17 protein-coding genes are annotated in these 22,773 nt (G+C 68.7%); 4 read left to right on the top strand and 13 right to left on the bottom strand.

Features of this window, described 5'->3' with window-relative positions; genetic code table 11:
• Positions 1 to 316 precede the first annotated feature (316 nt).
• Entirely contained in the window at positions 317 to 1,651 is a 1,335-nt protein-coding gene (locus G3I71_RS22580) for an aminotransferase class I/II-fold pyridoxal phosphate-dependent enzyme (RefSeq protein ID WP_164316646.1), read from the top strand.
• A gap of 131 nt (positions 1,652 to 1,782) precedes the next feature.
• On the opposite strand, the gene G3I71_RS50380 is transcribed toward G3I71_RS22580, so the two are convergent.
• From G3I71_RS50380 to G3I71_RS22565, 3 genes are all read right to left on the bottom strand, one after another.
• The gene (locus G3I71_RS50380) at positions 1,783 to 2,154 is read right to left on the bottom strand and encodes a hypothetical protein (protein ID WP_203731046.1); all 372 of its coding nucleotides are present in this window, start codon (positions 2,152 to 2,154) and stop codon (positions 1,783 to 1,785) included.
• Between the two features lie 453 nt (positions 2,155 to 2,607).
• Positions 2,608 to 3,126: a hypothetical protein gene (locus G3I71_RS22570; protein ID WP_164316645.1), complete on the bottom strand. Its 519-nt coding sequence runs from the start codon at positions 3,124 to 3,126 to the stop codon at positions 2,608 to 2,610.
• A gap of 102 nt (positions 3,127 to 3,228) precedes the next feature.
• Complete coding sequence (locus tag G3I71_RS22565) at positions 3,229 to 5,184, bottom strand: APC family permease (protein ID WP_164316644.1); 1,956 nt, start codon at positions 5,182 to 5,184, stop codon at positions 3,229 to 3,231.
• Between the two features lie 444 nt (positions 5,185 to 5,628).
• On the opposite strand from G3I71_RS22565, the gene G3I71_RS22560 reads away from it, so the two are divergent.
• Complete coding sequence (locus tag G3I71_RS22560) at positions 5,629 to 7,470, top strand: APC family permease (protein WP_164316643.1); 1,842 nt, start codon at positions 5,629 to 5,631, stop codon at positions 7,468 to 7,470.
• A gap of 166 nt (positions 7,471 to 7,636) precedes the next feature.
• A complete protein-coding gene (locus tag G3I71_RS22555; RefSeq protein ID WP_164316733.1) occupies positions 7,637 to 8,479 on the top strand; it encodes an RNA polymerase sigma factor SigF in 843 nt (280 codons plus the stop codon).
• Positions 8,480 to 8,527: 48 nt separating this feature from the next.
• Here G3I71_RS22555 and G3I71_RS22550 read toward each other — a convergent pair whose 3' ends face one another.
• Both G3I71_RS22550 and G3I71_RS22545 read right to left on the bottom strand, forming a co-directional pair.
• Complete coding sequence (locus tag G3I71_RS22550) at positions 8,528 to 9,379, bottom strand: YihY/virulence factor BrkB family protein (RefSeq protein WP_164316642.1); 852 nt, start codon at positions 9,377 to 9,379, stop codon at positions 8,528 to 8,530.
• A gap of 170 nt (positions 9,380 to 9,549) precedes the next feature.
• The gene (locus tag G3I71_RS22545; protein WP_164316641.1) at positions 9,550 to 9,723 is read right to left on the bottom strand and encodes a CsbD family protein; all 174 of its coding nucleotides are present in this window, start codon (positions 9,721 to 9,723) and stop codon (positions 9,550 to 9,552) included.
• 139 nt (positions 9,724 to 9,862) lie between these two features.
• On the opposite strand from G3I71_RS22545, the gene G3I71_RS22540 reads away from it, so the two are divergent.
• A complete protein-coding gene (locus G3I71_RS22540; protein WP_164316640.1) occupies positions 9,863 to 10,033 on the top strand; it encodes a hydrophobic protein in 171 nt (56 codons plus the stop codon).
• A gap of 284 nt (positions 10,034 to 10,317) precedes the next feature.
• Here the strand turns inward: G3I71_RS22540 and G3I71_RS22535 are convergent, their stop codons facing one another.
• The 8 genes from G3I71_RS22535 to G3I71_RS22500 all read right to left on the bottom strand — a co-directional run bounded on the left by G3I71_RS22535 (position 10,318) and on the right by G3I71_RS22500 (position 22,773).
• Complete coding sequence (locus tag G3I71_RS22535; protein ID WP_343243038.1) at positions 10,318 to 11,526, bottom strand: phospholipase D-like domain-containing protein; 1,209 nt, start codon at positions 11,524 to 11,526, stop codon at positions 10,318 to 10,320.
• A gap of 501 nt (positions 11,527 to 12,027) precedes the next feature.
• Positions 12,028 to 12,486: a pyridoxamine 5'-phosphate oxidase family protein gene (locus G3I71_RS22530; RefSeq protein WP_164316639.1), complete on the bottom strand. Its 459-nt coding sequence runs from the start codon at positions 12,484 to 12,486 to the stop codon at positions 12,028 to 12,030.
• Between the two features lie 438 nt (positions 12,487 to 12,924).
• On the bottom strand, positions 12,925 to 15,012 hold the full coding sequence (ligA, locus tag G3I71_RS22525) for an NAD-dependent DNA ligase LigA (RefSeq protein ID WP_239149294.1): 2,088 nt from the start codon (positions 15,010 to 15,012) through the stop codon (positions 12,925 to 12,927).
• A gap of 155 nt (positions 15,013 to 15,167) precedes the next feature.
• Positions 15,168 to 15,515 carry a DUF1330 domain-containing protein gene (locus G3I71_RS22520; protein ID WP_164316637.1) on the bottom strand — a complete coding sequence of 116 codons (348 nt, stop codon included), beginning with the start codon at positions 15,513 to 15,515 and terminating at the stop codon, positions 15,168 to 15,170.
• A 279-nt stretch (positions 15,516 to 15,794) separates the two neighbouring features.
• Positions 15,795 to 18,989 (bottom strand): RICIN domain-containing protein, encoded by a 3,195-nt coding sequence (locus G3I71_RS22515; RefSeq protein ID WP_164316636.1) that lies wholly within the window; start codon positions 18,987 to 18,989, stop codon positions 15,795 to 15,797.
• An 85-nt stretch (positions 18,990 to 19,074) separates the two neighbouring features.
• Entirely contained in the window at positions 19,075 to 20,841 is a 1,767-nt protein-coding gene (locus G3I71_RS22510; RefSeq protein ID WP_164316635.1) for an amylo-alpha-1,6-glucosidase, read from the bottom strand.
• A 109-nt stretch (positions 20,842 to 20,950) separates the two neighbouring features.
• Positions 20,951 to 21,793: a carbohydrate ABC transporter permease gene (locus tag G3I71_RS22505; RefSeq protein WP_164316634.1), complete on the bottom strand. Its 843-nt coding sequence runs from the start codon at positions 21,791 to 21,793 to the stop codon at positions 20,951 to 20,953.
• Positions 21,790 to 22,773: a carbohydrate ABC transporter permease gene (locus G3I71_RS22500; protein ID WP_164316633.1), complete on the bottom strand. Its 984-nt coding sequence runs from the start codon at positions 22,771 to 22,773 to the stop codon at positions 21,790 to 21,792. The genes G3I71_RS22505 and G3I71_RS22500 overlap by 4 nt, the downstream gene beginning before the upstream one ends.

Below are 22,773 nucleotides of genomic sequence, written 5' to 3'. Positions count from 1 at the left end.
CTCCACATTGCGCACAATCCTTCGCTGAATCGATACTTCGCCATCCTTCGGCATCCTTCGCCGTAAAGCAGGCCGTTCAGCATCACGTTGCCCCAGCGGTTCCCGTCGGCGTGCCCGGCCCGGCAACCGGCAGACGCGGCATCCGAACCACCGGCCGCGTCAATCCGGCGTCAGGAAAGGCTTCCCGCAGATCAAGGGACCGTCAGTGGCCAGGAGTTGTCCGGCATTCCGGTCGTAGCGTCGTGGCAGCCCCTGATCGGGGCGCCCCCCACGCACACAGCGGGCTCACCTGCCCGTCCCGAGGAGACGACCGACCATGACGACCACTGTGCCCGGCACCACCACCCCTGCGGCCGGGCCGCTCGGCAGCAGGCGGACCGATGCCCGCGAGAAGGACATCATGCGCTTCCGCACGGTGTCCGGACCCGATCTGATCACGCGTAACGACGCCTACCTCGCTTGGCAGCTCGACCGCCAAGCAGCTGATCTGTGGCCGTACTTCCGCCGCTACGACACCGGCCTCAGCACCCGTGCCACCGTCGTGTCGGACACCGGAGTGGTCACCCGGGGCCCCAACTTCGGCGGCCAGGACTACCTGTCCCTCACCGCGCACCCCGCCGTCCTCGACGCCGCCCACCAGGCTCTGCGCGACTACGGCCCGCTCACCGCCGGCTCCCCGGCCCTGGGCGGCGCCACCCCGATCAGCAAGGCCTTGGAGGCGAGGCTGGGCGAGGCCCTGCGCACCGAGCACGTGGCGCTCTTCCCGACCGGCTGGGCGGCCGGTTTCGGCACCATACGGTCGTTGACGCACCGCCGCGACCACATCCTCCTCGACAGCCTCTCCCACGACTCGCTGCGCCAGGGCGCCGCCGCCAGTGGGGCCACCGTGGAGTTCTTCCGGCACCTCGACAACGACGCCGTACGGCGCCACCTGAAGGGCATCCGCGCCACCGACACCAAGAACGCCGTGCTCGTCGTCACCGAGGGTGTCTTCTCCATGGACTCCGACACCCCGCAGCTCGCCGAACTGCTGGGCATCTGCCGGGAGTACGGCGCTCAGCTGATGGTCGACGTCGCCCATGACTTCGGCGCCATGGGCGAGTCCGGTGGCGGCCAGCTGGAGGTGCACGGCATCCTCGGCGAGGTCGACTTCGTCGTCGGCGCGTTCTCCAAGACGTTCGCCACCACGGGCGGATTCCTGGCCACGCCCTCGGCGTCCGCGCGGGAGTACGTGCGGATGTTCGGCGGTCCCCAGACCTTCTCCAGCGCCATCACCCCCGTACAGACCGCGGTGGCGCTGGCCGCCCTGGCCGTGGTGACCTCACCGGAGGGTGCCCGGCGGCGTACGGCGGTCGCGGCCGTCGCCACCCGGCTGCGCGAGGGACTGACGGCGCGCGGTCTGGAGGTCATGGGCGACGTGGTCTGCCCGGTCGTGCCGGTCCTCATCGGCGACACGCCCACCGGCCGTACTGCCTCCGGTCTCATCGCCCGGGCCGGTCTCGTCGCGCATCTCGTCGAGCAGCCCGCGGTCGCCTCCGACGCGGCCCGCTTCCGGCTGCAGGCCATGGCGGACCACAGCGACGTCGACGTCGACACGGCCGTCGACATCCTCGACACCTGCATCCGCGAGGCTCGACAGGCCGCCCGCTGAGGCTTACGGATTCCTGCCTCGCCGCTGGGCACATGCCTGGGTGGGCCGGTACGTCCGAGTACTCGCCCGTCTGCTCATGGTGTCCTGCGTCGTCGCCGTCCGCGACAGAGTTCGCCGACGGCAGGCTCAGGTCACTCGGCGGTCAGTTCCGCGAGCTGTTCGGCCGCGGTGGCGTTGCCGCGGTCGGCCAGACGCCGCAGCTCGTCCAAGTCGTCCAGCTCGGTGGCGAGTTCGATCAGCTGGTCGGTGGCCGTGGCACTGCCGCCGTCCGAGAGGCGTCGAAGTTCCGCGAGATCGCCCTGCTCGGCGGCGAGTTGGATGAGCTCGTCGGCCGCGTCGGCGTGGCCCGCGTCCGCGAGGCGGCGCAGTTCGGTCGTATCGCCGAGTTCGGCGGCGAGCTGGATCAGCTCGTCGACCGCGCCGGGGACGCCGTGCGCTGCCCGGTCCCGCAGAGCGGACAGAGCTGACAAGGCGGACTGTGTGTTCGGGGTGTGCTCGGTCATCGTGGGTGACCTCTCTGTGCGGGGCTGTTCGTGGGGCTGGTCAGGTGTCCCGACGCGCGCAGTGCACTGCGGTGTGGCTCCCATGTGTCTGCCTGCCATCCGGGCAGGCGTTCGGCGAGGAGGCCGGGCCCTCCCGGAAACGGTGCGGCATGGTGACGGGTGACGTCGGGACATGGGGCTGCCGACCGCCCGGGTTCGGTCTCACCCGGTCCGCGTGCTCACCGGCGGTGCGGGTGCGCGGGGCGGCCCCGTGACGCTCTGCTTGTTCGGCCGCGCCGGTTCTGGTGCCGCGGCTCGCCGGAAGGATTTCGCCCGGCTCGTCGACCGTCTGCTGCGCCGGTCGCAGACCAGGAGGTGGCCCAGCAGGCGTCCCGCCATGGGCGCGAGGCCGCATCGCCGGGCGTAGAAGCGAACGACGTGGTCGGCGAGGAACAGTTGGGCGTCGTCCGGACGTCAAGAGAGCCCGGACGCCGTCAGGACCGCTCGCATGGTCTCCATGTCGATCCGGTGGCCGAGCTGCTCCAGGACGTCCGTGCCTTGACGGAGCGTGCCGCGTTCGACGGAGCGGTGGAAACCGGTGTCGAGCTCGTGCCAGATCAGGGGGTTGGCGGTGAGGACACGGGGGTCGAGTTCCAGGCGCCCGCCGTGGGTGTCGTACAGGACGAGGTACGAGGAGACGCCGCCGAACTGCCGTACGGCAACCAGTGAGTCCGTACGCACGATGTGCCTGCGCGAGAGGGTGCTTACCGTCAGCCGGCCGGGCCCCGCGGTCACCCGGGGCGGGAGCAGGATGACGAGGACGGTGGCGGACAAGGTCAGCCACAGCAGGGCTCGCGGAAGTGTCAGGCTGCCCGCGTCCCAGTCCACCAGCAGGGAGAGCGCGCAGAACACCAGGGCGCAGATCGCCGCCAGCCGGGCACTGCCGCGCCAGTTGCGGTCGCCGACCGGGGCCGACGGGTCCAGGGATGTCATGTCGCTGACGCTAGGCGGTTGTGCGCGGCCGGCGACTGTCGCTGACGGGGTTCTGACGCCGTACGGGCGCGTCCTGACGGGATCCTGATGCGGGCGCCCGAGTCAGCCGGTGTGGACGCGGGGGCGGCGGGCGCGGTCCGGTTCCGCTTCGCGCAGGACCTCCCGGGTGACGGGGGCGACCTCGCCCTGGCCGAAGAGGAAGAAGCGCAGGAAGTTGGCGAAGGGGCCGCCCTCGGTCCACTCGAAGTAGATGTGCGGGATGCAGCCGGTCGTGTCACGGACGTGCAGGAGCAGCGCGGCGAGGGCGTTGGGGATGGAGGAGGATTCGAGGGTCAGGACGCGGTAGCGGTTGTGGAGTACTTCGCCGCGTACCGTGAGGCCCGCTTCGAACTCGGAGGGGTCGGTGACGGTCACCTCGACGAAGACGAAGTCCTCCTGTTCCGGCATGTCGTTGTCGGTCCGGATCTGCTCGATCTTGTCGCGGTACTCGGCGTTGTCGCGCTGGTCGGGCTCGTTGGCGATGAAGCGGATCTTCCGGCTGGCGACGTCCCGGACGAATCGTTCCGCCATCGGGTCGAGCGTGACGCTGGTGACGCGGAGCTCGAAGGCGCGGGCCAGCCGGGACAGCAGCGAGACCAGGATGATGCCCGCGATGAAGCAGGCGCCGATCTTGACGCCGTCGGGGCGTTCGATGACGTTGACGACGGTGACGTAGAGGAACACCGCCGAGATGACGGCGAAGCCGATCGTCCAGCCCCGCTGGCCGGCCTTGCGGGCGGCGATGGTCACGGCGATCGCCGCCGAGCTGATGAGGACGAGCACGCCGGTGGCGTACGCGCCGCCCTGCTTGTCCACGTCCGCGTCGAAGATCCAGGTGACGAGGAAGCCGATGAGAGTGAAGACGATGACCATGGGGCGCACGGCGCGTGCCCAGTGCGGGGCCATGCCGTAGCGGGGCAGGTAGCGGGGCATCAGGTTGAGCAGGCCGGCCATCGCCGAGGCCCCGGCGAACCACAGGATCGCGATCGTCGACACGTCGTAGACCGTGCCGAAGGTGTTGCCCAGGTACTCGTGGGAGAGATAGGCGAGCGCACGGCCGTTGGCCTGGCCGCCGGACTCGAACTCCTTCTCCGGGATGAGGAGGGTGGTGATGAAGCTGGTGGCGATGAGGAAGACGCTCATGATGACCGCGGCGGCGGTCAGCAGCTTCTTGGTCTCCCGGATACGGCCCTTCGGGCTTTCCTCCGTGTCACTGTCGTCGCCCTTCACATGCGGCATGACCGCGACGCCGGTCTCGAAGCCGGACAGGCCGAGGGCGAGCTTGGGGAAGACGATCAGTGCCACGCCGATCATGACGAAGACGTTGCCGTGTTCGGCGGTCAGGGCGGTGGACCAGTCGGTGATGACGTGGCCTTCGGTGATGACGTGCCACAGGCCGACGGTGATCACCACGACGTTCAGCCCGAGGTAGACCGCGACCAGGACGACGGCGACGCCGATGGCTTCCAGGAAGCCCTTGAGGAAGACCGCGCCGAGCAGGGCGACCAGGATCATGGTGATCAGCACCTGCTTGTCGTGCAGCGCGCTGGTCAGGTGCGGGTTCTCGACCAGGTGGGTGGAGGCGTCGGCGGCCGAGAGGGTGATGGTGATCAGGAAGTCGGTGGCGGCGAAGCCGAGCAGGGTCAGGACGAACAGTTTGCCCTGCCAGAAGGAGAGCAGTCGTTCCAGCATCGCGATGGAGCCCTCGCCGTGCGGGCTCTCCTCGGCGACGCGGCGGTAGACGGGCAGGGCGCCGGCGAGGGTGACGATGACGAGGACGATGGTCGCGACGGGGGAGAGCAGGCCGGCCGCGAGGGCGGCGATGCCGGGCTGGTAGCCGAGGGTGGAGAAGTAGTCGACGCCGGTCAGGCACATCACCCGCCACCACCGCTGGCCCTTGTGCGCAGGCTCGGGCTTGGCGTGCGGGCCCGTGAGGCCACCGCTCTTGCCCATGTCGGACAGGCCCTGAAGCATCCACGTCCGTAGTCGGCTCGACGGCGGGTGTTCGGTGGTGGCCATCGGCGTGGTCTCCCGGTGTGCGGCTCAGCGTGGGGCTTCGGCCATCACGCGGACGGCGTCACCAGCGTATGCAGAGAGTGACGTGAAGGCTGAGGGGTGGATCACAGACCGGCGTCAAGCTTGCGTTAAGACCGGCCGTGGGACCGCCGGTGGCACATCGGGGAGCGGCTGTTCGGGCGGACCGGGTGGGGACTGGGCCGTACGGGGGAGGGCGAGCATGCGGTGGGCAGTGACCGGGGCGGGTTCAATGCCACGCGTGGTGGGTCTTCAGCTGTTCGAACGCGCGGCATTGAGGCCGCCCGTCAAGGTTCCGTCAAGGTCGGCCGGTTGAGCGCGAAGAAGCCGCAAGGAACCGTCGGACGCGGCGGAAACGGACAGAAGCTGGACGCAGTCGCGCACAGCTCGGCTTCCGTGCGTGACCGAGGGAAGAAGGAGCCCGTGTCCATGTCCGTCCTGACCACCGAGCCGAACGCCGTCCCGGCCGGCGAGGAGCCGCCTGATACCGGCGAACGCCATCGGCTCACCGCTGTCACCGGCCTTGCCGCCCTGTCGCTGGACGCGATGGCGTCGGTGGCGTACGGCCCCGAGGCGATCGTCCTCGTCCTGGCCGCCGCCGGTGCGCACGGGCTCGGCTTCACGCTGCCGGTGACACTGGCGATCGCCGGTCTGCTGGCGGTGCTGGTCGCCTCCTACCGTCAGGTCATCGCGGCCTTCCCCGACGGTGGTGGCTCCTACGCCGTCGCCAAGACGCATCTGGGCGCCCGCACCAGCCTGGTCGCGGCGGCCTCGCTGGTCCTGGACTACGTCCTGAACGTCGCGGTGGCCGTCACCGCCGGTGTGGCCGCCCTGACCTCGGCCTTCCCGGCCCTCTACGACGACCGGCTGTGGCTGTGCCTGGCCGTTCTCGCTCTGGTCACGGGCGTGAACCTGCGGGGCATCGTGGAGTCGGCAAGGGTGTTCATCGTGCCGACGGTTGTCTTCGTCGGCTCGATCTTCGTGCTGATCGTCGTCGGTTTGTTCCGGTCCGAGCCGGTGAGCACGGCGACGGCGGCCGGTCATGCCTCGGCGCTCGCCGACAACGCCTCGACCGTGGGCGCGCTCCTTCTGCTGAAAGCTTTCGCCTCCGGCTGCGCCGCGCTGACCGGGGTGGAGGCCATCGCCAACGCCGTGCCCTCCTTCCGCGTCCCGCGCGCGAAGCGGGCGCAGCGCGCGGAGATCGCCCTCGGTGGTGTCCTCGGCGTGATGCTCATCGGCCTGTCGGTACTCATCGGCCGCTTCCACCTCCAGCCGGTCGAGGGTGTCACCGTCCTCGCCCAGCTCGCGGACGCCTCACTCGGCCACAACTGGGCTTTCTACGTCATCCAGTTCGCGACGATGATCCTGCTGGCCCTGGCGTCGAACACCTCCTTCGGCGGCCTTCCGGTGCTGCTGAAGCTGCTAGCCCGCGACAACTACGCGCCGCACGTCTTCGCCCTCAAGGCCGACCGGCAGGTCCACCGGCACGGCGTCCTCGCGCTGGCCGCTGTCTCCGCAGCCCTGCTCGTTTTCTCCGGCGGCGACACCAACACCCTGGTCCCGCTCTTCGCGATCGGTGTGTTCGTCGGGTTCACGATCGCCCAGGTGGGCATGGTCCGGCACTGGCGTCTGGAACGGGGAAGGGGATGGCGCGGCAAGGCGCTGCTCAACGGCTTCGGAGCGCTGCTCACCGGTGTCGCGACCGTCGTCGTCACGGTGGAGAAGTTCGCGGAGGGCGCCTGGCTGATCGTGATCGCCCTGCCGCTGCTCGTGGTCGCCTTCGAGACCGTGCACCGCGCCTACGGGCGGATAGGCGAACGGCTCGGCCTCGGGCGCATACCGGATCCCCCGCACCGCGAGCGCTCGCTGGTGATCGTGCCCGTCTCGTCCCTGTCCAGGCTGACGTCGGAGGCGCTCACGGCTGCCTCCTCCCTCGGCGACGAGGTCCGAGCGGTCACCGTCTGCTACCCGGACCCCGAGGACCGGGCGGCCCTGCACGTTCTGGAGCGGTCCTGGGCCGAGTGGGACCCGGGTGTGACCCTCGTCCGGCTGACCAGCGAGCGGCGCAGTCTGGGCCGCCCCATAGCCGCCTACGTCCATGAAGTGGCCGCCAACGAGCCGGCCACCCGCGTCACCGTCCTGATCCCGGAGACCGAACCGGAACGGCTGTGGCAGCGGCTGCTGCAGAACCAGCGGGGCGGGGTCGTCGCGCACGCCGTGCGGCGGGAGACGGACGCGGTGATCTGCCGACTGCGCTTCCGGCTCCTGTGAGCCGGACCGCCCGACCCTCTGCGTGTCCCCACGCGGAGCAGCGAGCCGAGCGGAAACCGAGAAATTCGAAAGTTCGAGGAATACGGCTCGACGACCGGGGTACACGCGAGCGTGTCGGTCGAAGGACCGGCCGATGACGAGACCGATCGACCGGGAAGGGCGCATCATGACGACGACCACCGTGCAGACCGCCGAGCAGAGGGTGGACGTTCCCGAGATCGCGGACCCCTCCAAGGTCGCGCCGAAGGACGCGCGGGAGTTGTCGAAGGTGTTCTTCTACCAACTGACCGTGGTGGAGGAGGGCACGCCCGAGTTCCAGTACGCGCGCAACACGCTCATCGAGATGAACATGTCCCTCGTCCGCTACGCGGCCGGCCGGTTCCGCAGCCGCGGTCCGGAGGAGATGGAGGACATCGTCCAGGTCGGCATGATCGGCCTGATCAAGGCGATCGACCGCTTCGAACTGACCCGTGAGGTGGAGTTCGCCTCCTTCGCCGTCCCTTACATCGTCGGCGAGATCAAGCGGTTCTTCCGCGACACCTCCTGGGCGGTGCATGTGCCCCGGCGTCTGCAGGAAGCCCGCGTCCAACTGGCGCGAGCCAACGAGGAACTGAACACCCGGCTGGGCCGGACACCGACGATCAGCGAGCTGTCCGAGCTGATGAGCCTTCCGGAGGACGAGGTCGTCGAGGCCCAACTGGCCTCCAACGGGTACCGGTCGGCCTCCCTGGACGCGGCGATCAGCGGCAGCGAGGACGGCGAGGCCGCGCTGGCGGACTTCATCGGCGACGAGGATGCGGCCCTCGGGCTGGTCGAGGACTTCCACGCTCTCGCACCGATGATCGCCGCGCTGAACGAACGCGACCGCCAGATCATCCACTGGCGCTTCGTCGACGAACTCACCCAGGCCCAGATCGGCGAACACCTCGGCGTCTCCCAGATGCACGTCTCGCGGCTCATCACGCGCCTCCTGGCCCGTCTGCGCGAAGGCATGCTCAGCACCCGCTGATGGTTGTCGGCCCAGCGGGATCCTGCCGGGTCGGGCAGGATCCCGCGATCATTCCTCGCGCACAGGTTTCGCCAGCTCCGCGTTGAACTGGGCGCCGACCAGAAGTGCCAGGTTGGACAGCCACAGCCAGATCAGGAAGACCACGATGCCGGCCAGGGAGCCGTACAAGCGGTCGTAGGTGCTGACATGCGAGGTGTAGAGGGCGAAGCCGAGTGAGACGGCCAGCAGGAGTACCACCGCCAAGGTGCCGCCGGGTGCCATCCGGCTGACAGGACGGGCCCGTGACGGGCCCGAACGGTACAGGACGAGCACCAGGGCGACGGCGACCGCGGCTATCACCGACCACCGCAGTGTGTCCCAGGCGGACTGGGGTCCGGAACCCAGATCCAGCGCCCTTCCCAGACGCCGGGCCAGGTTGCCGGTGAGCAGCAACGCGAGGGTCGACGTGAGAAGCAGCGTGATCAGGACCAGGGCCGTGACGGCGATCCGTGGAGCGGTACGCCAGACCGGCCGGTCCGCGTCGATCCGATGCATGGCGTACATCGCCCGGCGGAAGACGCTCAGATAGCTCCATCCCGACCACAGGGCTCCCGTCCCTCCGACGAAGATCAACGTCCAGGCCGTCGACGACTGTCCGGCCATCTCCCGCAGGGTGCTGCGCAGCAGAGCGCGGGACTCGGCCGGGACGGCCTGCGTCATACGGTCGATGACCTCGGGCTCGGCCGTGGGCATGGTCAGACCGAGGATCGAGAGCATCACCAGCAGCAAGGGGAACAGGGCCAGTACGGCGTAATAGGTCAGTGCGGCGGCCCAGTCCGTGACGTCGTCGTTCCAGACGGCCACCGGGGTCCGGCGCAGCGCCGCCCACCATCGAACCGTATGACCGTCTGCGTCATCCATGGCGTGGATGCTCCCCCTCCGTCCTCGGGTCACCTCGTCCAGCATTTCGTGCGCCACCGCCCGGCCGTGTGTATCGGGTTGCCTCACCGGTGGGCGACATCCCTGAAAAGGGGCCTACCCGGAATCACGCCGGGCAGGCCCTTTCATGGTCCTCGGTGGAGAAGGCGCCGTCAGCGCTTGAAGATGTCCTTCACCTTTTCCTTGGCCTCACGGGCATCACCCGTACTCTTTTCCGCCTGGCCCTCGGCGGCCATGCGATCGTTACCGATTGCGCTTCCCACGGCTTTCTTGGCCTTGCCCTCGACCTGCTCGATCTTTGCCTTGGACTTCTCGCCGGCAGTCATGGAAAGGCACCTCCTGCCAGATCGTGTGCCGCGGTCGCGGTACCTCGCGAGTGCCCCGGCGTTCTTTTCATAAACAGGGCTTCATCGGTGAATGACCGCGCAATTGCCGGGAAGTCGAAGATGCAGGAGGTTGATAAACATGGTTCCCCTGCTGATAGTTCTGATCCTCGCCCTGATCCTCTTCGGTGCCGGCTTCGCCGTCCAGATTCTCTGGTGGGTCGCCGTCGTCGTCCTGGTGCTGTGGCTTCTCGGCTTCGTCATGCGCTCCAGCACCGCCGGTGGCGGCCGAGGCCGCTGGTACCGATGGTGACCTGATCAGCGTGCGCGCCTTTCATCCCGGGGTCCGGCCGATATCGGCCGGACCCCGTCGTATGCCGGGCGTGGCGGTGATCAGGCTTTGGAGGAGGCCGTATCCCGCAGAGGCGTCGCGAACGGCGGCAGGGGTAGTCGTGCTGCAGTCGGGGGCGGGACGGGCACGCGCGATGGAACCCGTGCGACCTCCTGCCGTGTACCCGTCCCCGGCCTCACCGCCGTCCGTGCGCCCAGCCGGGCGCGGTGGCGGGGGTCAGGAGTGAGAAGGCCTCGCACCTGTGCTCACAGGAAGCGCCGGATCGGGGTGACTGCGGCTTCCTTGACACGTTGCAGGATTGTTCGCCGTCTCCATCGAGTGACGTCGATGTCCACACTGCTCTTGAGGTCCGCCTCGTAGTCCCGTTCGAGTGCGGCGGTGAACTCCTCGTCCAGTACGGCGAGCATCACCTCTTCGTCGTGGTCCATGGACCGACGGTTGAAATTGGTGGATCCGATGAGAGAGGCAACCGAGTCCACGGTGATGATCTTGGCGTGCATCATGCTCGGCTGGTACTGACGGATGTGTACACCGGCCTCCAGCAGACGCGTGTAGTGGTGTTGCCCGGCGAGCTGACAGGCGCGCTGGTCGGTGTGAGGCCCGGGCAACAGGATTTCGACACGCACGCCGCGACGAGCGGTTTCGCACAGCAGGTCGATGAAGTAGGGGTCCGGAGCGAAGTAGGCCGTGGCCAGCCGGAAGCTCTCCTCGGCGGAGCTGAGCATGACCCGGATGAGGGTCTGCATGTCCTGCCAGCCGATGCTCGCGGAGCCACGAACGACCTGCACCACCGACGAGCCGGCCTGCGGGTGCTCCGTGAAGCGGTCGCGGTCGTCGAAGAGTTCGTCGTGGCACTCGGCCCAGTTCTGCGCGAACGCGGCCGCGATGCCGTCGACGGCAGGACCGCGTACCCGGACGTGAGTGTCCCGCCACTCGGCAGGATTGCGCGCGTTGCCGCACCATTCCTCCGCGATGCCGACGCCGCCGGTGAAGGCGGTGTGCTCGTCGATGATGAGGGCCTTGCGGTGGCAGCGGTGATTCTGCTTGAACGGCGACAGCCACGCGGGTTTGCGGAACCAGGCGACTTCCACTCCCGCGGTGGTCATGAGGTCCAGTGAACGCCGCTCGATCTTCTTGGCGCCGAAGCCGTCGAGCAGCAGTCGCACACGCACCCCCTCGCGGGCGCGGTCGGCCAGCGCGACGGCGACGTCATGGGCGATCTGGCCCCGCCAGTACACGAACGTCATCATGTCGATGGTGTGCTGAGCCGAATGGATCGCCCCGAGCATCGCGGGGAAGATCTCGTCACCGTTGCGCAGGGGGACCAGTTCGTTGCCCTCGGTGGCGGCGACGCCGATCAGTCGCTCCAGGCGACGGCGTAGGCGCCGCTTGCGTGCCTCTGCGTCAGGCGCGGTGTCGCGGGCAGGGGGTGCGGGTATGCCGCCGAGTGTCACGCCGAATCTCCTACTGGACCATGAGTGCGGAACGTCATGGGCTGCTGCGCGAGCCCGAACAATCACGTTCCCGGTCGGGGCCGTAGTACTCCAGCCGTCCGTCCGGCTGAGGAGACCTTTCCGAGTGGGGCTGACGGTCATCGTGCCGCAGGGGAGAGGGCAGGCGAAGAAAGCGATGTTCGGGTTCTCCCACAGGCGCAGTACATCAGGGGATTCGGTTTGGGCGAGCCTTCGCGATTTCTTACGGCGTCGAGCGAGGTGAGGGAATGGGCTTCCTCGAGCTGAGACGAAGTGGCGTTGGAAAAGGGGCTTCGGCGCGGTGGAGTTAATGCGGGCCGGCCGATCCGTCAGCCACCCGGAGCGGAAAAGCTCGTACCGGACATTCAGTCAAGACATGCTCCACGTGTTGTCCACGTACCGCCTTTCTGGCAACTGTCCGGTTCGCTGCGGCCGGCCGAGTGCCAAGCGTCCGACTGGGTCGGCACAAGGGAGTGCGGGGTTTTACAGCTTGCGGAAGTCCCAGGAGACGGTCTTCGAGGGTGTCAGACGGATCCACGCATGCCGGCCGTCGTGCGGCATTGCCTCCAGGCCGAAGTTCTTGCGGGCGAACAACGCTTCCAGCGCGTCGAGTTCGGTGCACGGTTCTCCGGTGCGGGGGATCTCGCCGACGAACTCGGCGGTGCCTGACAGCTCGGCCCCGCGCAGCTCGCCGTACCCCTCGCCGGAGTCGACGACGATCGCGACGCGCGGATCGTTGCGAAGATCGGCCCATCGTTTGCTGCGCACGATGGAGTACAGCCACAACGAGGTGCCGTCCCATGCGAACCAGAGGGCACTGACATGCGGAGCGCCGTCGCTCGAGACGGTGGCGACTCGGCACATGCGCTGGGTGCCGAGGAACTCGTCCAGCTCCTCCGGCGTCATCATGATTCTCCGGCTCCTGCGCTGAGTCGCAGCCATGCGGGGCCTCTCTTCTCTTGCGTCAGGATGCCAGGGAGGAGGGTGTATCTGACGCAGGGTCAGAAGGATGGGTCATTTTCCATGAGCCTGCAATGGTTGCGGGACCCCTCCGGCTTCCGCAGCCGTCACAGCGGTCGGCCCGCCCCGTGGCACGCGATACGGGGCGAGCGGTGTCAGGCGTGCACAGCAAGGAGCCCCGGCTGGACGGGGGAGACCAGCCGGGGCGGTGTGGTGGTGGCGTGCGGAGGGCGGTCGCCTGTCGGCGGAGGGCTCCATGGGGCTTCAGCCGAACGATCTTCCCCATGGGCTGTAGGTGAGGCCCGGGGACACTGTCCCCTCCGCAGCCACATACAGATGAACGGTCAACCACTCCTGGATGTTCCGCCGTTGGCACCACGTGGCATGTGAGCCGGCACACCTACCTCGTCGGGAGCGCGGTCAGCCGACGTAGTCGGTGACGAGGGCGGCGAATTCGTCCGGGGTGGCCAGTCGGATGCCGAGGGTCTCGGCCTTGGCACGTTTGGATCCGGCACCGTCACCGGCGACGACCAGGCTGGTCTTCTTCGAGACGCTGGACGAGGAGCGGCCCCCGGCACGTTCGATGAGTTCGTTCATCTCGTTGCGGCTGAGTTTCTCCAGTACGCCGGTCATCGCTCCGGTCACCACGACCGACATCCCGGTCAGCGGCCCACCCGTCGGCTCAGCGGCCTCCTCGATGCCATCGGCACCGTCGACCGTGGGGGCGGGTGGGGTGGCGCCGGGCTCATTCATGTTCACCCCGGCCGCGACGAGCTTGTCGATGAGCGGAGCGAGTTCGGCGAGTTCGGCGACGATGGAGGGGGCCTTCTCGGTACCGATGCCCTCGACCTGCCGCATCGCGTCCCCGTCCGCGGTGCGGATGTTGTCCATGGTGGCGAAGTACCGGGCGATACGGCGGGACATGGAGCGGCCCGTGCCGCGTACCCCGAGCGCGCACAGCACCCGCGAGAGCGGCTGCTCCTTCGCCGCGCCGATCGCGGCGAGGAGATTGTCCGTACTCGTCTCACCCATCCGCTCCAGGCCCAGCAACTGCTCCCGGGTGAGGGCGAACAGGTCGGCGAGATCCTTCACCAGGTCGGCGTCGACGAGCTGGACCACGCGGGTGTGGCCGAGGCCTTCGATGTCGAGCTGGTCGCGGCCGGCGGCGTAGGAGAGTGCGGCCACCAGATGGCAGTTGCGGCCGTTCTCGCATCGCCAGCGCTGCTCGCCGGTGTCGATGCCGGCCCCGCAGCGCGGGCACACCTCGGGGAAGACGATGGGCTGCTCTTCGCCGGTACGCAGGTGGGCGACAGGGGCTTCGACGCGGGGAATGACGTCCCCGGCGCGGTGGACCATGACGTGGTCGCCCAGACGCAGGTCACGGCGGGTGATGTCGCCGGGGTTGTGGAGCGTGGCGTAGGTGATGGTGGCTCCGTCGATCTCGACCGGCTCCAGCACGCCGCGCGGCGCGATGATCCCGGTGCGGCCCACGTTCCACTCCACCGCCAGCAGGCGGGTGATCTTCTCCACGGCCGGAAGTTTGTAGGCGATCGCCCAACGCGGGGCCCGCGACCCCGATCCGGCGGTCTGCTGGTCGGCGGCGAGGTCGGCCTTGATGACGATCCCGTCGATTCCGAACGGCAACTCCGCCCGCAGCGCGGCGATCTCCTTGACGCGGGTCAGCACCTGGTCGACGGTGTCGGCGGTGATGCCGGCCACGGCGGTGGTCGCGGTGGTGTTCACCCCGAGCTCGCCGGCCAGCGTCATGAGGTCGCTGTGCGCGAGCTCGCCCAGCCGTCCGGCCATCGCCGTCCCGGTTCCGGTCATGGGAAGCAGTCCGTACCCGAAGAACGTCATCGGCGCGGTGTACGCGCGGTCCTTGGCGCGCAGGGTGCCGGCCGAGGCGCCGCGCGGGTTCGCGAACGGCGGCCCGCCGTGCGTCGTCCGTGCGGTGTTCGCGTACTCGAACTGGACTGTGGTCATGAGGACTTCGCCGCGTACTTCCACCGTCACCGGTTCGGTGAGTTCGGCGGGCAGTCCTTCGATGGTGCCGATGGCGTGCGAGACGTCCTCCCCGGCCGTCCCGTCGCCGCGCGTGATCAGCCGGGTGAGGCGGCCCTGGGTGTAACGGGCGGCGATCGCGAGACCGTCGAGCTTCGGCTCGACACTGAAGCGGGTGACGTCATGGCCGATACGCCGGGCCAGTGACGTCGTCCAGGTGGTGAACTCCTCGGGGGAGAACACGTTGTCCAGGCTCAGCATCGCGACCGTGTGCGGGACATCCCCGTCGACGGCGCCGCCGGCGACCTTCCCGGTCGGCGACCCGGGCAGCACCTGCCCGGGATGACCGGCCTCCCATGCCGCGATGCCGCGCACCAGCCGGTCGTAGGCGTCGTCGTCGAGCACGGAGGTGCCGCCCGTGTAGTAGGCGGCCGACGCCTTTGTCGCGTCCTCGACCGCCTGCGCGTAGGCGGCGGCGTCCACGATCACTGCAGCTGGTGTTGTCATACCCGTCATCCTGCCTGCCACCACTGACAACGCCCCCGGCCAAGGGGGTTGCGGCAGGCCGAGGCCCATCAGGAGCCCGAGGACGTACGAACGGCGCTGGACAGGTTCGTCATCGACTCCGGTGACCGACCTCGGAGCCAGAGCGCACTTGTGGGCTAGTCAGTAGGCAGGGCGTCCCGCAGTGCCTTGGCGGAGCCGGCCGGGTCGTAGCCTTCGGGTACGCCTTCGACCAGGATGATGTCGCCCTGGATGTGCCGTGAACGCAACGGTGCGATCTCCTGGTACGCGGGTGAGTCCCACCACGTCCGCGCCTCGGTGATCCCGGGAAAGCCGATCACCACGACGCTCCCGGGCCAGCTGCCTTCCTTCACCTCATGCTGCGTGAAATGCACGAGGAAGCGTCCGCCGTACGGCTCGAAGGTGGAGGGGACACGCTCGATGTACTCGGCGATGTCCGGGTGCGGGGCGGCCTCTTGCAGGTGAGCGATGGCGTAGGCGGGCATGGTGTCCTTCCCATGGGTCGACTCTCTACGTCGGGCCACTGCCGAACAGAACGCGCGTGCGAAGCCTATCGCGCGTCTCCATCAGAGCCAGGACGAAGTCACCGTTCTGACCGCCGAGGCCGATGCCTCGCGCTCGGACTGAAGCAGGTGTGAGGGGCAGCCGGGATCAGCCGGCTGCCCCTCGCGGTGCTCCACAGCGTCGCGTGTCACCGGACCCGAGAACGTCAGCGGCCTGTTCCTGTCGCCGTGGCCGGGAGACTCAGCGGGATCCGGTGCCGGTCACGCCTTGCCGAGCAGGCGCCAGATCTGGTTCTTCTTACTGGTCAGGGCGCTTGCCGCGTCGCAGGTCCACTGGTGGACGAGTGCGCCGGCTGTGGTCGAGATGTCGCTGACGTCCACGCACTTGCCGCTGTTCACGGCGATGAGCTGGTAGTCGTGGCTGTTGCCGAGTGCGGTCACCGCGTTCAGCCTGAACCGTTGGTTGGTGCCGCCGTGGCAGGTCCACTGCTGGACGGCGGCCCCGTTGGCGGTGGAGTAGGCGGAGATGTCGAGGCACTTGCCACTGGAGTGGTTGACGACGGTGTAGGTGTCCGTGACGCCGCTGACGGGGTGGAAGTCGAAAACCTGCTCCTGGCCGCTTCCGCAGGTGTTCTGCCGGTACTGGGTGCCGTCGGTCGTGGACTGGGAGGGGTCTTCGAGGCAGAGCGAGCTGTGCTGGGCAACGGCCGTGGACGAGAAGCCTGACGAGGTGCCGATGTGCAGATTCTGGGGCGCGAAGGAGACCTCGTCGAGGTGGGGCGCGGAGCTGGAACGCATGGGCTGTCCGATGTCGGCGCCGCCGCCCGAGTAGACCAGGCCGATCGTGGTGCCGTCGTAGTTGTAGAGCTGGGAGGCGGTGAACTTCACCGTGTTGGCGCCCGCGGCGAGGGTGACGGGGACGGTGTAGTCGGCGAACTGGTTCCAGTGGAGGGTGTTGGCGAAGTTGACACGGGTGGCGTCGCCGCCGTTGATGCTGACGTCGGCGTGCTCGACCAGGATGTCGGGGTTGCCGCGGCTGACGCTCATCTTCTCGCCGTTGGCGTAGCGCATGGTCATGGCGTAGGTGCCGGCCGAGGGCGCGTTGACATTGAGGGTGAGGGAGTTGGCGGTTCCGTCGCCGATGCCGGTGACGACGCCGCCGTCGGCCTGGCTGTAGGTGCTGTCGGCCGCCGCGGTGCCGGTGAGGGTGCCGTTCTCGGCCTGGTAGGTGACGACGTTGCCGGTGGTGACGGTGTCGGTGGCGCTGAACGGGGTGACGGCCAGGTCGTCCAGGGCCAGGGTGCCGCTGGTGCCGGTCACCTTGACCTTGTTGATGCCGGAGTTCAGGTAGACCCGATTGGTGGAGGTGGACCAGGCGTTGGGTGTCGCGCCGGAGAGGGTCTGGTCGTTGGCGGTCCTGCCGTTGACGGTGAGGTCGGCCTGGCCGGTGTTGCGGAAGCGGGATGTCAGGTCCGCGTATCCGTCCCTGGCGGAGTAGACCCAGAACGTCGCGGACTTGCCGGAGGTCAGGTTCACCGCGCCCGCGCCGGACTGGCCCTGGGAGGTGTAGGTGGCGGTGCCGCTGTCGGAGAGGGCGGCCTGCTCGGCCTCGTGGAGCGTGGTTCCCTGGACGGCGTCGTCGTTGTACTGGAGGTCTATCTTGTCGATGATGGCGTCGCCGACGGTTGCCGAACTGTTGTCGCCGGTGGCGGCCAGCGTGATGGTGTGGCTGCCCGAGGTGAGGTGCACGGTGGTGTCGCTGTGGCCCCACACCACCCACTGGAAGCCCACCGGTATGTCGATCCTGGTCGAGGCGCCTCCGTCGACCCGCATGTACACGTTCGTCGGGCCCTTGACGTTGGTCGCCGTGGCGGAGCTGTTGCCGAACACCGACAGGTTGTAGTCGCCTGTGGTGGGCACGGAGACGGGGAAGGAGATCACCGTGCTGGAGCCGGTGCGCAGACCGCCGACGTCCTTGGTGCCGGACGTGGCGAACTTGGCGATGCTGCCGGTCGTGCCCTCGGTGTTGATGTTGTATCCGCTGCCGCTGAGGGTGGCGTTCTCGGCCTCGTAACCGGCCGACCAGGTTTTGTCGGCGGCGGTGGTGGAGCCGGTGCCGCCCGGGGAGACGATCACCTGGTACGCGGACATGGCGTCGAGGGTGATGGGGAGGGTGATCGAGCCGTCGGAACCGACGGCGACATCCGCGTCGGAGAGCCGGGTCGGGGTGGCCGCCGCGCCGATGTAGCCGCTGTAGCGGTCCTGGAACACGCTCACGTGCACGGTGCTGCCGAAGACCGAGGAGCTGATGTTCTTGATGACCGTGTTCGAGTCACCGCTGGTGCCGCCCCCGGCGAGGATGACGCGAGCCTGCTTCTTGGCCGTGTCGAGGCTCGCCAGGCCCTGCAGGGTGTACGCGTCGTCGTTCGAGGCGCCGGTGACCTTGACGGTGTTGCCGCTCATGGAGCTGTACCAGTTGTACAGCCACCACTGGGCGTTGGGGATGTTCTGGCCGGCGGCGGAGTCGCCGAGGTTGCCGTTGATGTTCCAGTACGGCAGGTTCCCGTCGACCTTCTCGTCCTCGATGGCCGCGATCCACTGCACCATCTGACCGGGGTCGGTGAGGTGGTACCGGTAGGCGTACTCGTTGAGGTTGATCGGCAGCGGCGTGGTGATCCCCGCCGCGGTCTCCAGCGCGCGGTAGGAGTCGACCGTGCTGCGTACGGCCGCCGGGCTGCCCAGGGTGTGCCAGGTCATGACGTCGGGCAGGCAGTTGTTGGCCTTGCAGTAGGTGAGGAAGCCGTTGAGGGCGGAGCTGGTGTAGCTGGAGACGTTGGGGCCTGCCAGACGCGCCGCAGGCCAGATGCCCTTGATGAAGTCGTAGGTCTGCAGCCACTCGGCGTTGAACGCGGCCAGCGACCCTCCGTTGGTGCGCATGCCCGGGAACCACATGCCGTCGGGCTCGTTGTAGGGGACGAAGACGATCCGGTCCTTGTAGGGGCTGGCCATAGCCTGCTCGACCTGGGTCTTCATCGCGGCCTGGTAGGCGGCGTAGCTGGTCCGTTCGTAGGAGAACGTGCGGTACACGTCCGTCATGTAGATGAAGACGTCCTTGCCGCCGCTGTCCACGAAGGGCTTGGCGACCTCCAACGCGTCCGAGCCGGGGTGCTGCTGTCCGTCCTGGTACTTGGTGTTGGTGGTCTGGAGCCCCATCCCCTCGATGAGGTTGTTTGTCGGCACCTCCGGGGCGGACAGGCCGTACAGCGCTCCGGAGGCGCCGCCGTGGAAGGCTCCGGTGGTGGTGCCCAGGTCGACGGTGAGGGTGGGGGTGGCGGCGGAGGCCGGCGTAGCCATCACGGTGGAGGCACCGGCTATGACGGTCAGCGAGAGCAGTGACGTGGCGATGCCGTGGAGAAGGCGTCTGGTGGTCGAGCGTCTTTGCCCGATTCTTGGCATGTGCTCATGTCCCTTCAGAGGTGGCGGCTGGTTGGTGCTGCGCCGGCCCCCGTGCCGGACGTCTGGGTGGGTCCTCGCTCGCGGGTCAGGCGGCGGTGGTGACAGAGGTGTCGGTGCCCGTGTCCGCGCGGCGAAGGTGGTCGCGGGCGAGCAGCAGATAGCTGCCGGCGGTCCAGGTGTAGGCGCGGTCGCGCAGTCCCTCGCCGTTCAGGGCGTCGAAGTTCTCGGCGAAGCCGGACGTTTCGCACAGGGCGCGGAAGCGGGCGCTGATCTCGTCCGCGAGGCGTTCGTGCCCGGCGCGGCGCAGGCCGTCCTCGATGAGGACGGTGGCGGGGGCCCAGATCGGGCCGCGCCAGTAGCCGTCCGGCTCGTAGTGCGGGGAAGCGGGGTGTTCGGTGGCCAGGCCGAACTCGGTGAGGTGGGCCTCGATCCGTTCCGCCAGCTGCTCGCGGGCCTTGGTGGGCAGGCGGTCGCCGAGGACGATCGGCATCAGGTCGAGCAGGCTGGCGCTCCGGGTGGGGATCCCGCCGTCTGCCGGGCGGCTCAGGAACCGTTCGCCGTCCCACAGTTCGTCCAGCAGGGCCTCCTGAATGGCGTCGGCTGTCCCGGCGCGCCGCCGGGCGTCGTCCGGGAAGCCCAACTCGCCTGCCAGCAGGGCCAGTTCATCGAGCTGGAGGACCAGCAACGCGGCGAGGTCGGCGGTGACGGTCACGCGTCCGGGGTCGAAGGTGGTGGCGTTGTCCCAGCCGCTGTCGTTGCCGTGCTGGTAGTGGGGCAGGGTGGCGCCGGGTGCGCGCCGCGCGGTGAGCCAGAAGTCCGTCCAGCGGGTCAGTCTGTCGTACGCCTCGGACAGTTGCGCAGGGGTGAGCGGCTCGGGGAGCCGTCGGCGCAGGTGGCCGAAGGCCCAGCCGTGGATGGGCGGCTTGACGAAGTTGTAGAGGACCTCGGAGTGGGTGACGGAGTCGGGCAGCGCGCCGCTCTCGTCCTGGTGGTCGAAGGGGAGGGAGAACTGGTCCCAGGCCAGGTCCGGGCAACCGGGGGCCAGGGCAAGGGCGTTGAAGCAGTGGTCCCAGCTCCACACCTTGTCCATCCAGTGCTTGGACATCAGTACGGCGGGCCGGGTGACGAGACCCGCCGGGCGCACGGTCGCCGACCACACCACGTAGGCGGCGAGTTCGGCGGCCGGGGTGGCCGCCGAGCGCCACGGGGCGACCGCGTCCACGAACCCGGCGAACGACTGCCGCGCGGCCTCCATGACCTCGCCGAACGCCGCCGGTGAACGGAAGGGCACTCGCGCACTGTCGAGTTCCTCGACCGCGACCTCCCACGAGCCGTCGGCCGCGCCGGTGACCGTGAGACCACGGTCACCGGCGCCCACGACCTCGGAGCCGGACACCTCGGCGACCGTGCCGGACAGCACGGTGATCCGGTAGCGGCGCCCGGTCTCGTAGGAGGTGAACACATGCGCGCCGTCCACCGGGTCACGGTAGAAGTAGGTCCCGCTGAACGGGGTCAGGGCGTGAGTCGCCGCGCTGATGCCGAACCCGAGACCGGTGCCGCGCACGCGTACGGTGTCCGGCGACTCGTAGGCGAGGTCGACACGCCCCTGCGCACCGGTCCAGCTGAGCAGGCCAGGTGTCGCCTCGACACGGGTCTCCGCGCGGTCGCCCGTCGCCGCGTCGAGCGGGACGAGGCGCAGGACGGCGTGCATGCCGTTCTGGTGCGAGACGAGGTGGAGGTCCTCGGCTCGCTCCTTCTCCGCCAGCACGGGAGAGATACCGAACCAGGAGCCGTGCGCGCTGAAGGGGATGTCATCGACGGAGAAGGGCGGGCCGGTCGGGGCGGCGGTCATGAAGCGGCACTCGTTTCTTGAGCGGAGGGGGGCGGCGTTCCGCCGGGTGGGGCGGCGGCGCTCGCACGGCGGCTCATGAAGAGCGCTGCCGCGTGCGGGCGGTCCGGTGTCAGTCCTTGACGGCACCGGCGGTCACGCCGGCGGCGACATAGCGCTGGGCCAGGACGAGGATCACCGCGGCCGGCAGCGAGGCCACGACGGCGGTGGCCATGATGGCGTTCCACTGCTGGTTGTTGTTGCCGATGTAGTGGTAGATGCCCAGGGTGATCGGCTCGTGGGCGCCGCCGTTGACCAGGGTGCTGGCGAAGACGAAGTCGGACCAGGACCACAGGAACGCGAACAGGGACACCGTGACGATCGAGTTGCGGCTCATCGGCAGCACGATCGACCAGAAGGTGCGCAGCGGCCCGGCGCCGTCCGTCCTGGCGGCCTGGAGCAGTTCGCCGGGGATGCCGGACATGAACGCGGTGAAGATGAGTACCGCGAAGGGGACGGCCAGGGTGGAGTCGGCGACGATCAGGCCGGGCACGGACTGGAGCATGCCGAGGCTGAGGTAGATGGCGTAGAAGCCCATCGCCATGATGATGCCGGGGATCATCTGGGCGGCCAGGAGAACGAAGTTGAGGATTCCTCCGCCGCGCGGACGCAGTTTGGCCAGCGCGTAGCCGGCGGGTGCGGCCAGCGCCACGGTCAGGGCAACGGTGCCCAGGCCGATGACAAGGCTGGTGCCGAGATAGGGCAACTGCTGGTCGACGACGGCCCGGTAGCCCTCCAGGGTGGGGTGGGCGGGGAACAGGTCCGGCGGAGTCCTGCGCATGTCCTGGTCGCGGGTGAAGGACACGTTGAGCATCCAGTAGACCGGGAAGAGCATGACCGCGGTCAGCAGCAGGCCGATTGCCGTCTTCCCCCAGGTACGGCGGCGCCGGTCCGGGACAGTCCGCGCACTCGTCATGACAGCGCCTGCTTTCGCTGGACCCGGACGTAGACCAGGCCGAAGACCAGGGCGGCGACGACGAGCAGGTTGCCGACGGCCGCTCCGGGGCCGAAGGTGGGCAGCAGGTTGCCGAAGCCGAGTTGGTAGGACCAGGTGGCGAAGGTGGTCGAGGAGTCGGCCGGGCCGCCCTTGGTCATGATCCAGATGATGTCGAAGACCTTCAGCGTGTAGACGAGGCCCAGCAGCAGGGTGATCGCGGACACCGGACGCAGGAGCGGGAAGGTGATGCGCCAGAAGCGCTGCCACGCGTTCGCGCCGTCGAGGGCCGCCGCCTCGTACAGGCTGGTGGGGATGGACTGCAGACCGCTGTGGAGGACGACCAGGTTGAAGGGGACGCCGATCCAGATGTTCGCGATGATCACCGAGGCCAGTGCCCAGGACGGTGAGGTCAGCCAGTTCAGCGGGCCGATACCGACGGCGTGCAGGGTGGCGTTGACGATGCCGGAGTCGCTGTTGAGCATCCACGACCAGGTGGAGGCCGACACGATGAGCGGCAGCAGCCAGGGCACCAGGAACAGGGCGCGCAGGGTGGCGGAGAGCCGGAAGTGCTGGTCGAAGAACACGGCGAGGGCCAGGCCGATCGCGTACTGGAAGACCAGGCACACGGCGGTGAACACGACGGTGTGCAGCAGTGCGGGGGCGAAGGTCGGGTCGTCGAAGACGGTCCGGTAGTTGGCCAGGCCCGTGAACGGCGCGTCGCCCTGCACGAAGGAGCGCACCGTGTAGTTGCGCAGGCTCAGGTCGATGTTGCGGTAGAGGGGATAGGCGTAGAAGAGCGCGAGGTAGAGGGTGACCGGGGCGAGGAAGGCCCAGGCGGCCCACTGCTGGGAGCCAGGACGGCGCCGGGGCGTGGTGCGGGCCGGAGGCGGGGTGGCGGTCGCCACCCCGTTCCGGCTATGCACCGGCCGGCGGTGCGGTGACTGTGTCATGTGCTTCAT

Origin of the sequence: Streptomyces sp. SID12501, assembly GCF_010550245.1 — a bacterium.
Classification (GTDB): Bacteria; Actinomycetota; Actinomycetes; order Streptomycetales; family Streptomycetaceae; genus Streptomyces.
The sequence above is the reverse complement of the archived record's forward strand: the minus strand, read 5'-3'. Positions and strand labels throughout refer to the sequence as shown.

Coding starts and splice junctions, on each gene's coding strand:
- G3I71_RS22580 (WP_164316646.1), top strand. CDS start 317: ATGACGACCACTGTGCCCGGCACCACCACCCCTGCGGCCGGGCCGCTC.
- G3I71_RS50380 (WP_203731046.1), bottom strand. CDS start 2,154: ATGACCGAGCACACCCCGAACACACAGTCCGCCTTGTCAGCTCTGTCC.
- G3I71_RS22570 (WP_164316645.1), bottom strand. CDS start 3,126: ATGACATCCCTGGACCCGTCGGCCCCGGTCGGCGACCGCAACTGGCGC.
- G3I71_RS22565 (WP_164316644.1), bottom strand. CDS start 5,184: ATGGCCACCACCGAACACCCGCCGTCGAGCCGACTACGGACGTGGATG.
- G3I71_RS22560 (WP_164316643.1), top strand. CDS start 5,629: ATGTCCGTCCTGACCACCGAGCCGAACGCCGTCCCGGCCGGCGAGGAG.
- G3I71_RS22555 (WP_164316733.1), top strand. CDS start 7,637: ATGACGACGACCACCGTGCAGACCGCCGAGCAGAGGGTGGACGTTCCC.
- G3I71_RS22550 (WP_164316642.1), bottom strand. CDS start 9,379: ATGGATGACGCAGACGGTCATACGGTTCGATGGTGGGCGGCGCTGCGC.
- G3I71_RS22545 (WP_164316641.1), bottom strand. CDS start 9,723: ATGACTGCCGGCGAGAAGTCCAAGGCAAAGATCGAGCAGGTCGAGGGC.
- G3I71_RS22540 (WP_164316640.1), top strand. CDS start 9,863: ATGGTTCCCCTGCTGATAGTTCTGATCCTCGCCCTGATCCTCTTCGGT.
- G3I71_RS22530 (WP_164316639.1), bottom strand. CDS start 12,486: ATGGCTGCGACTCAGCGCAGGAGCCGGAGAATCATGATGACGCCGGAG.
- ligA (WP_239149294.1), bottom strand. CDS start 15,012: ATGACAACACCAGCTGCAGTGATCGTGGACGCCGCCGCCTACGCGCAG.
- G3I71_RS22520 (WP_164316637.1), bottom strand. CDS start 15,515: ATGCCCGCCTACGCCATCGCTCACCTGCAAGAGGCCGCCCCGCACCCG.
- G3I71_RS22515 (WP_164316636.1), bottom strand. CDS start 18,989: ATGCCAAGAATCGGGCAAAGACGCTCGACCACCAGACGCCTTCTCCAC.
- G3I71_RS22510 (WP_164316635.1), bottom strand. CDS start 20,841: ATGACCGCCGCCCCGACCGGCCCGCCCTTCTCCGTCGATGACATCCCC.
- G3I71_RS22505 (WP_164316634.1), bottom strand. CDS start 21,793: ATGACGAGTGCGCGGACTGTCCCGGACCGGCGCCGCCGTACCTGGGGG.
- G3I71_RS22500 (WP_164316633.1), bottom strand. CDS start 22,773: ATGAAGCACATGACACAGTCACCGCACCGCCGGCCGGTGCATAGCCGG.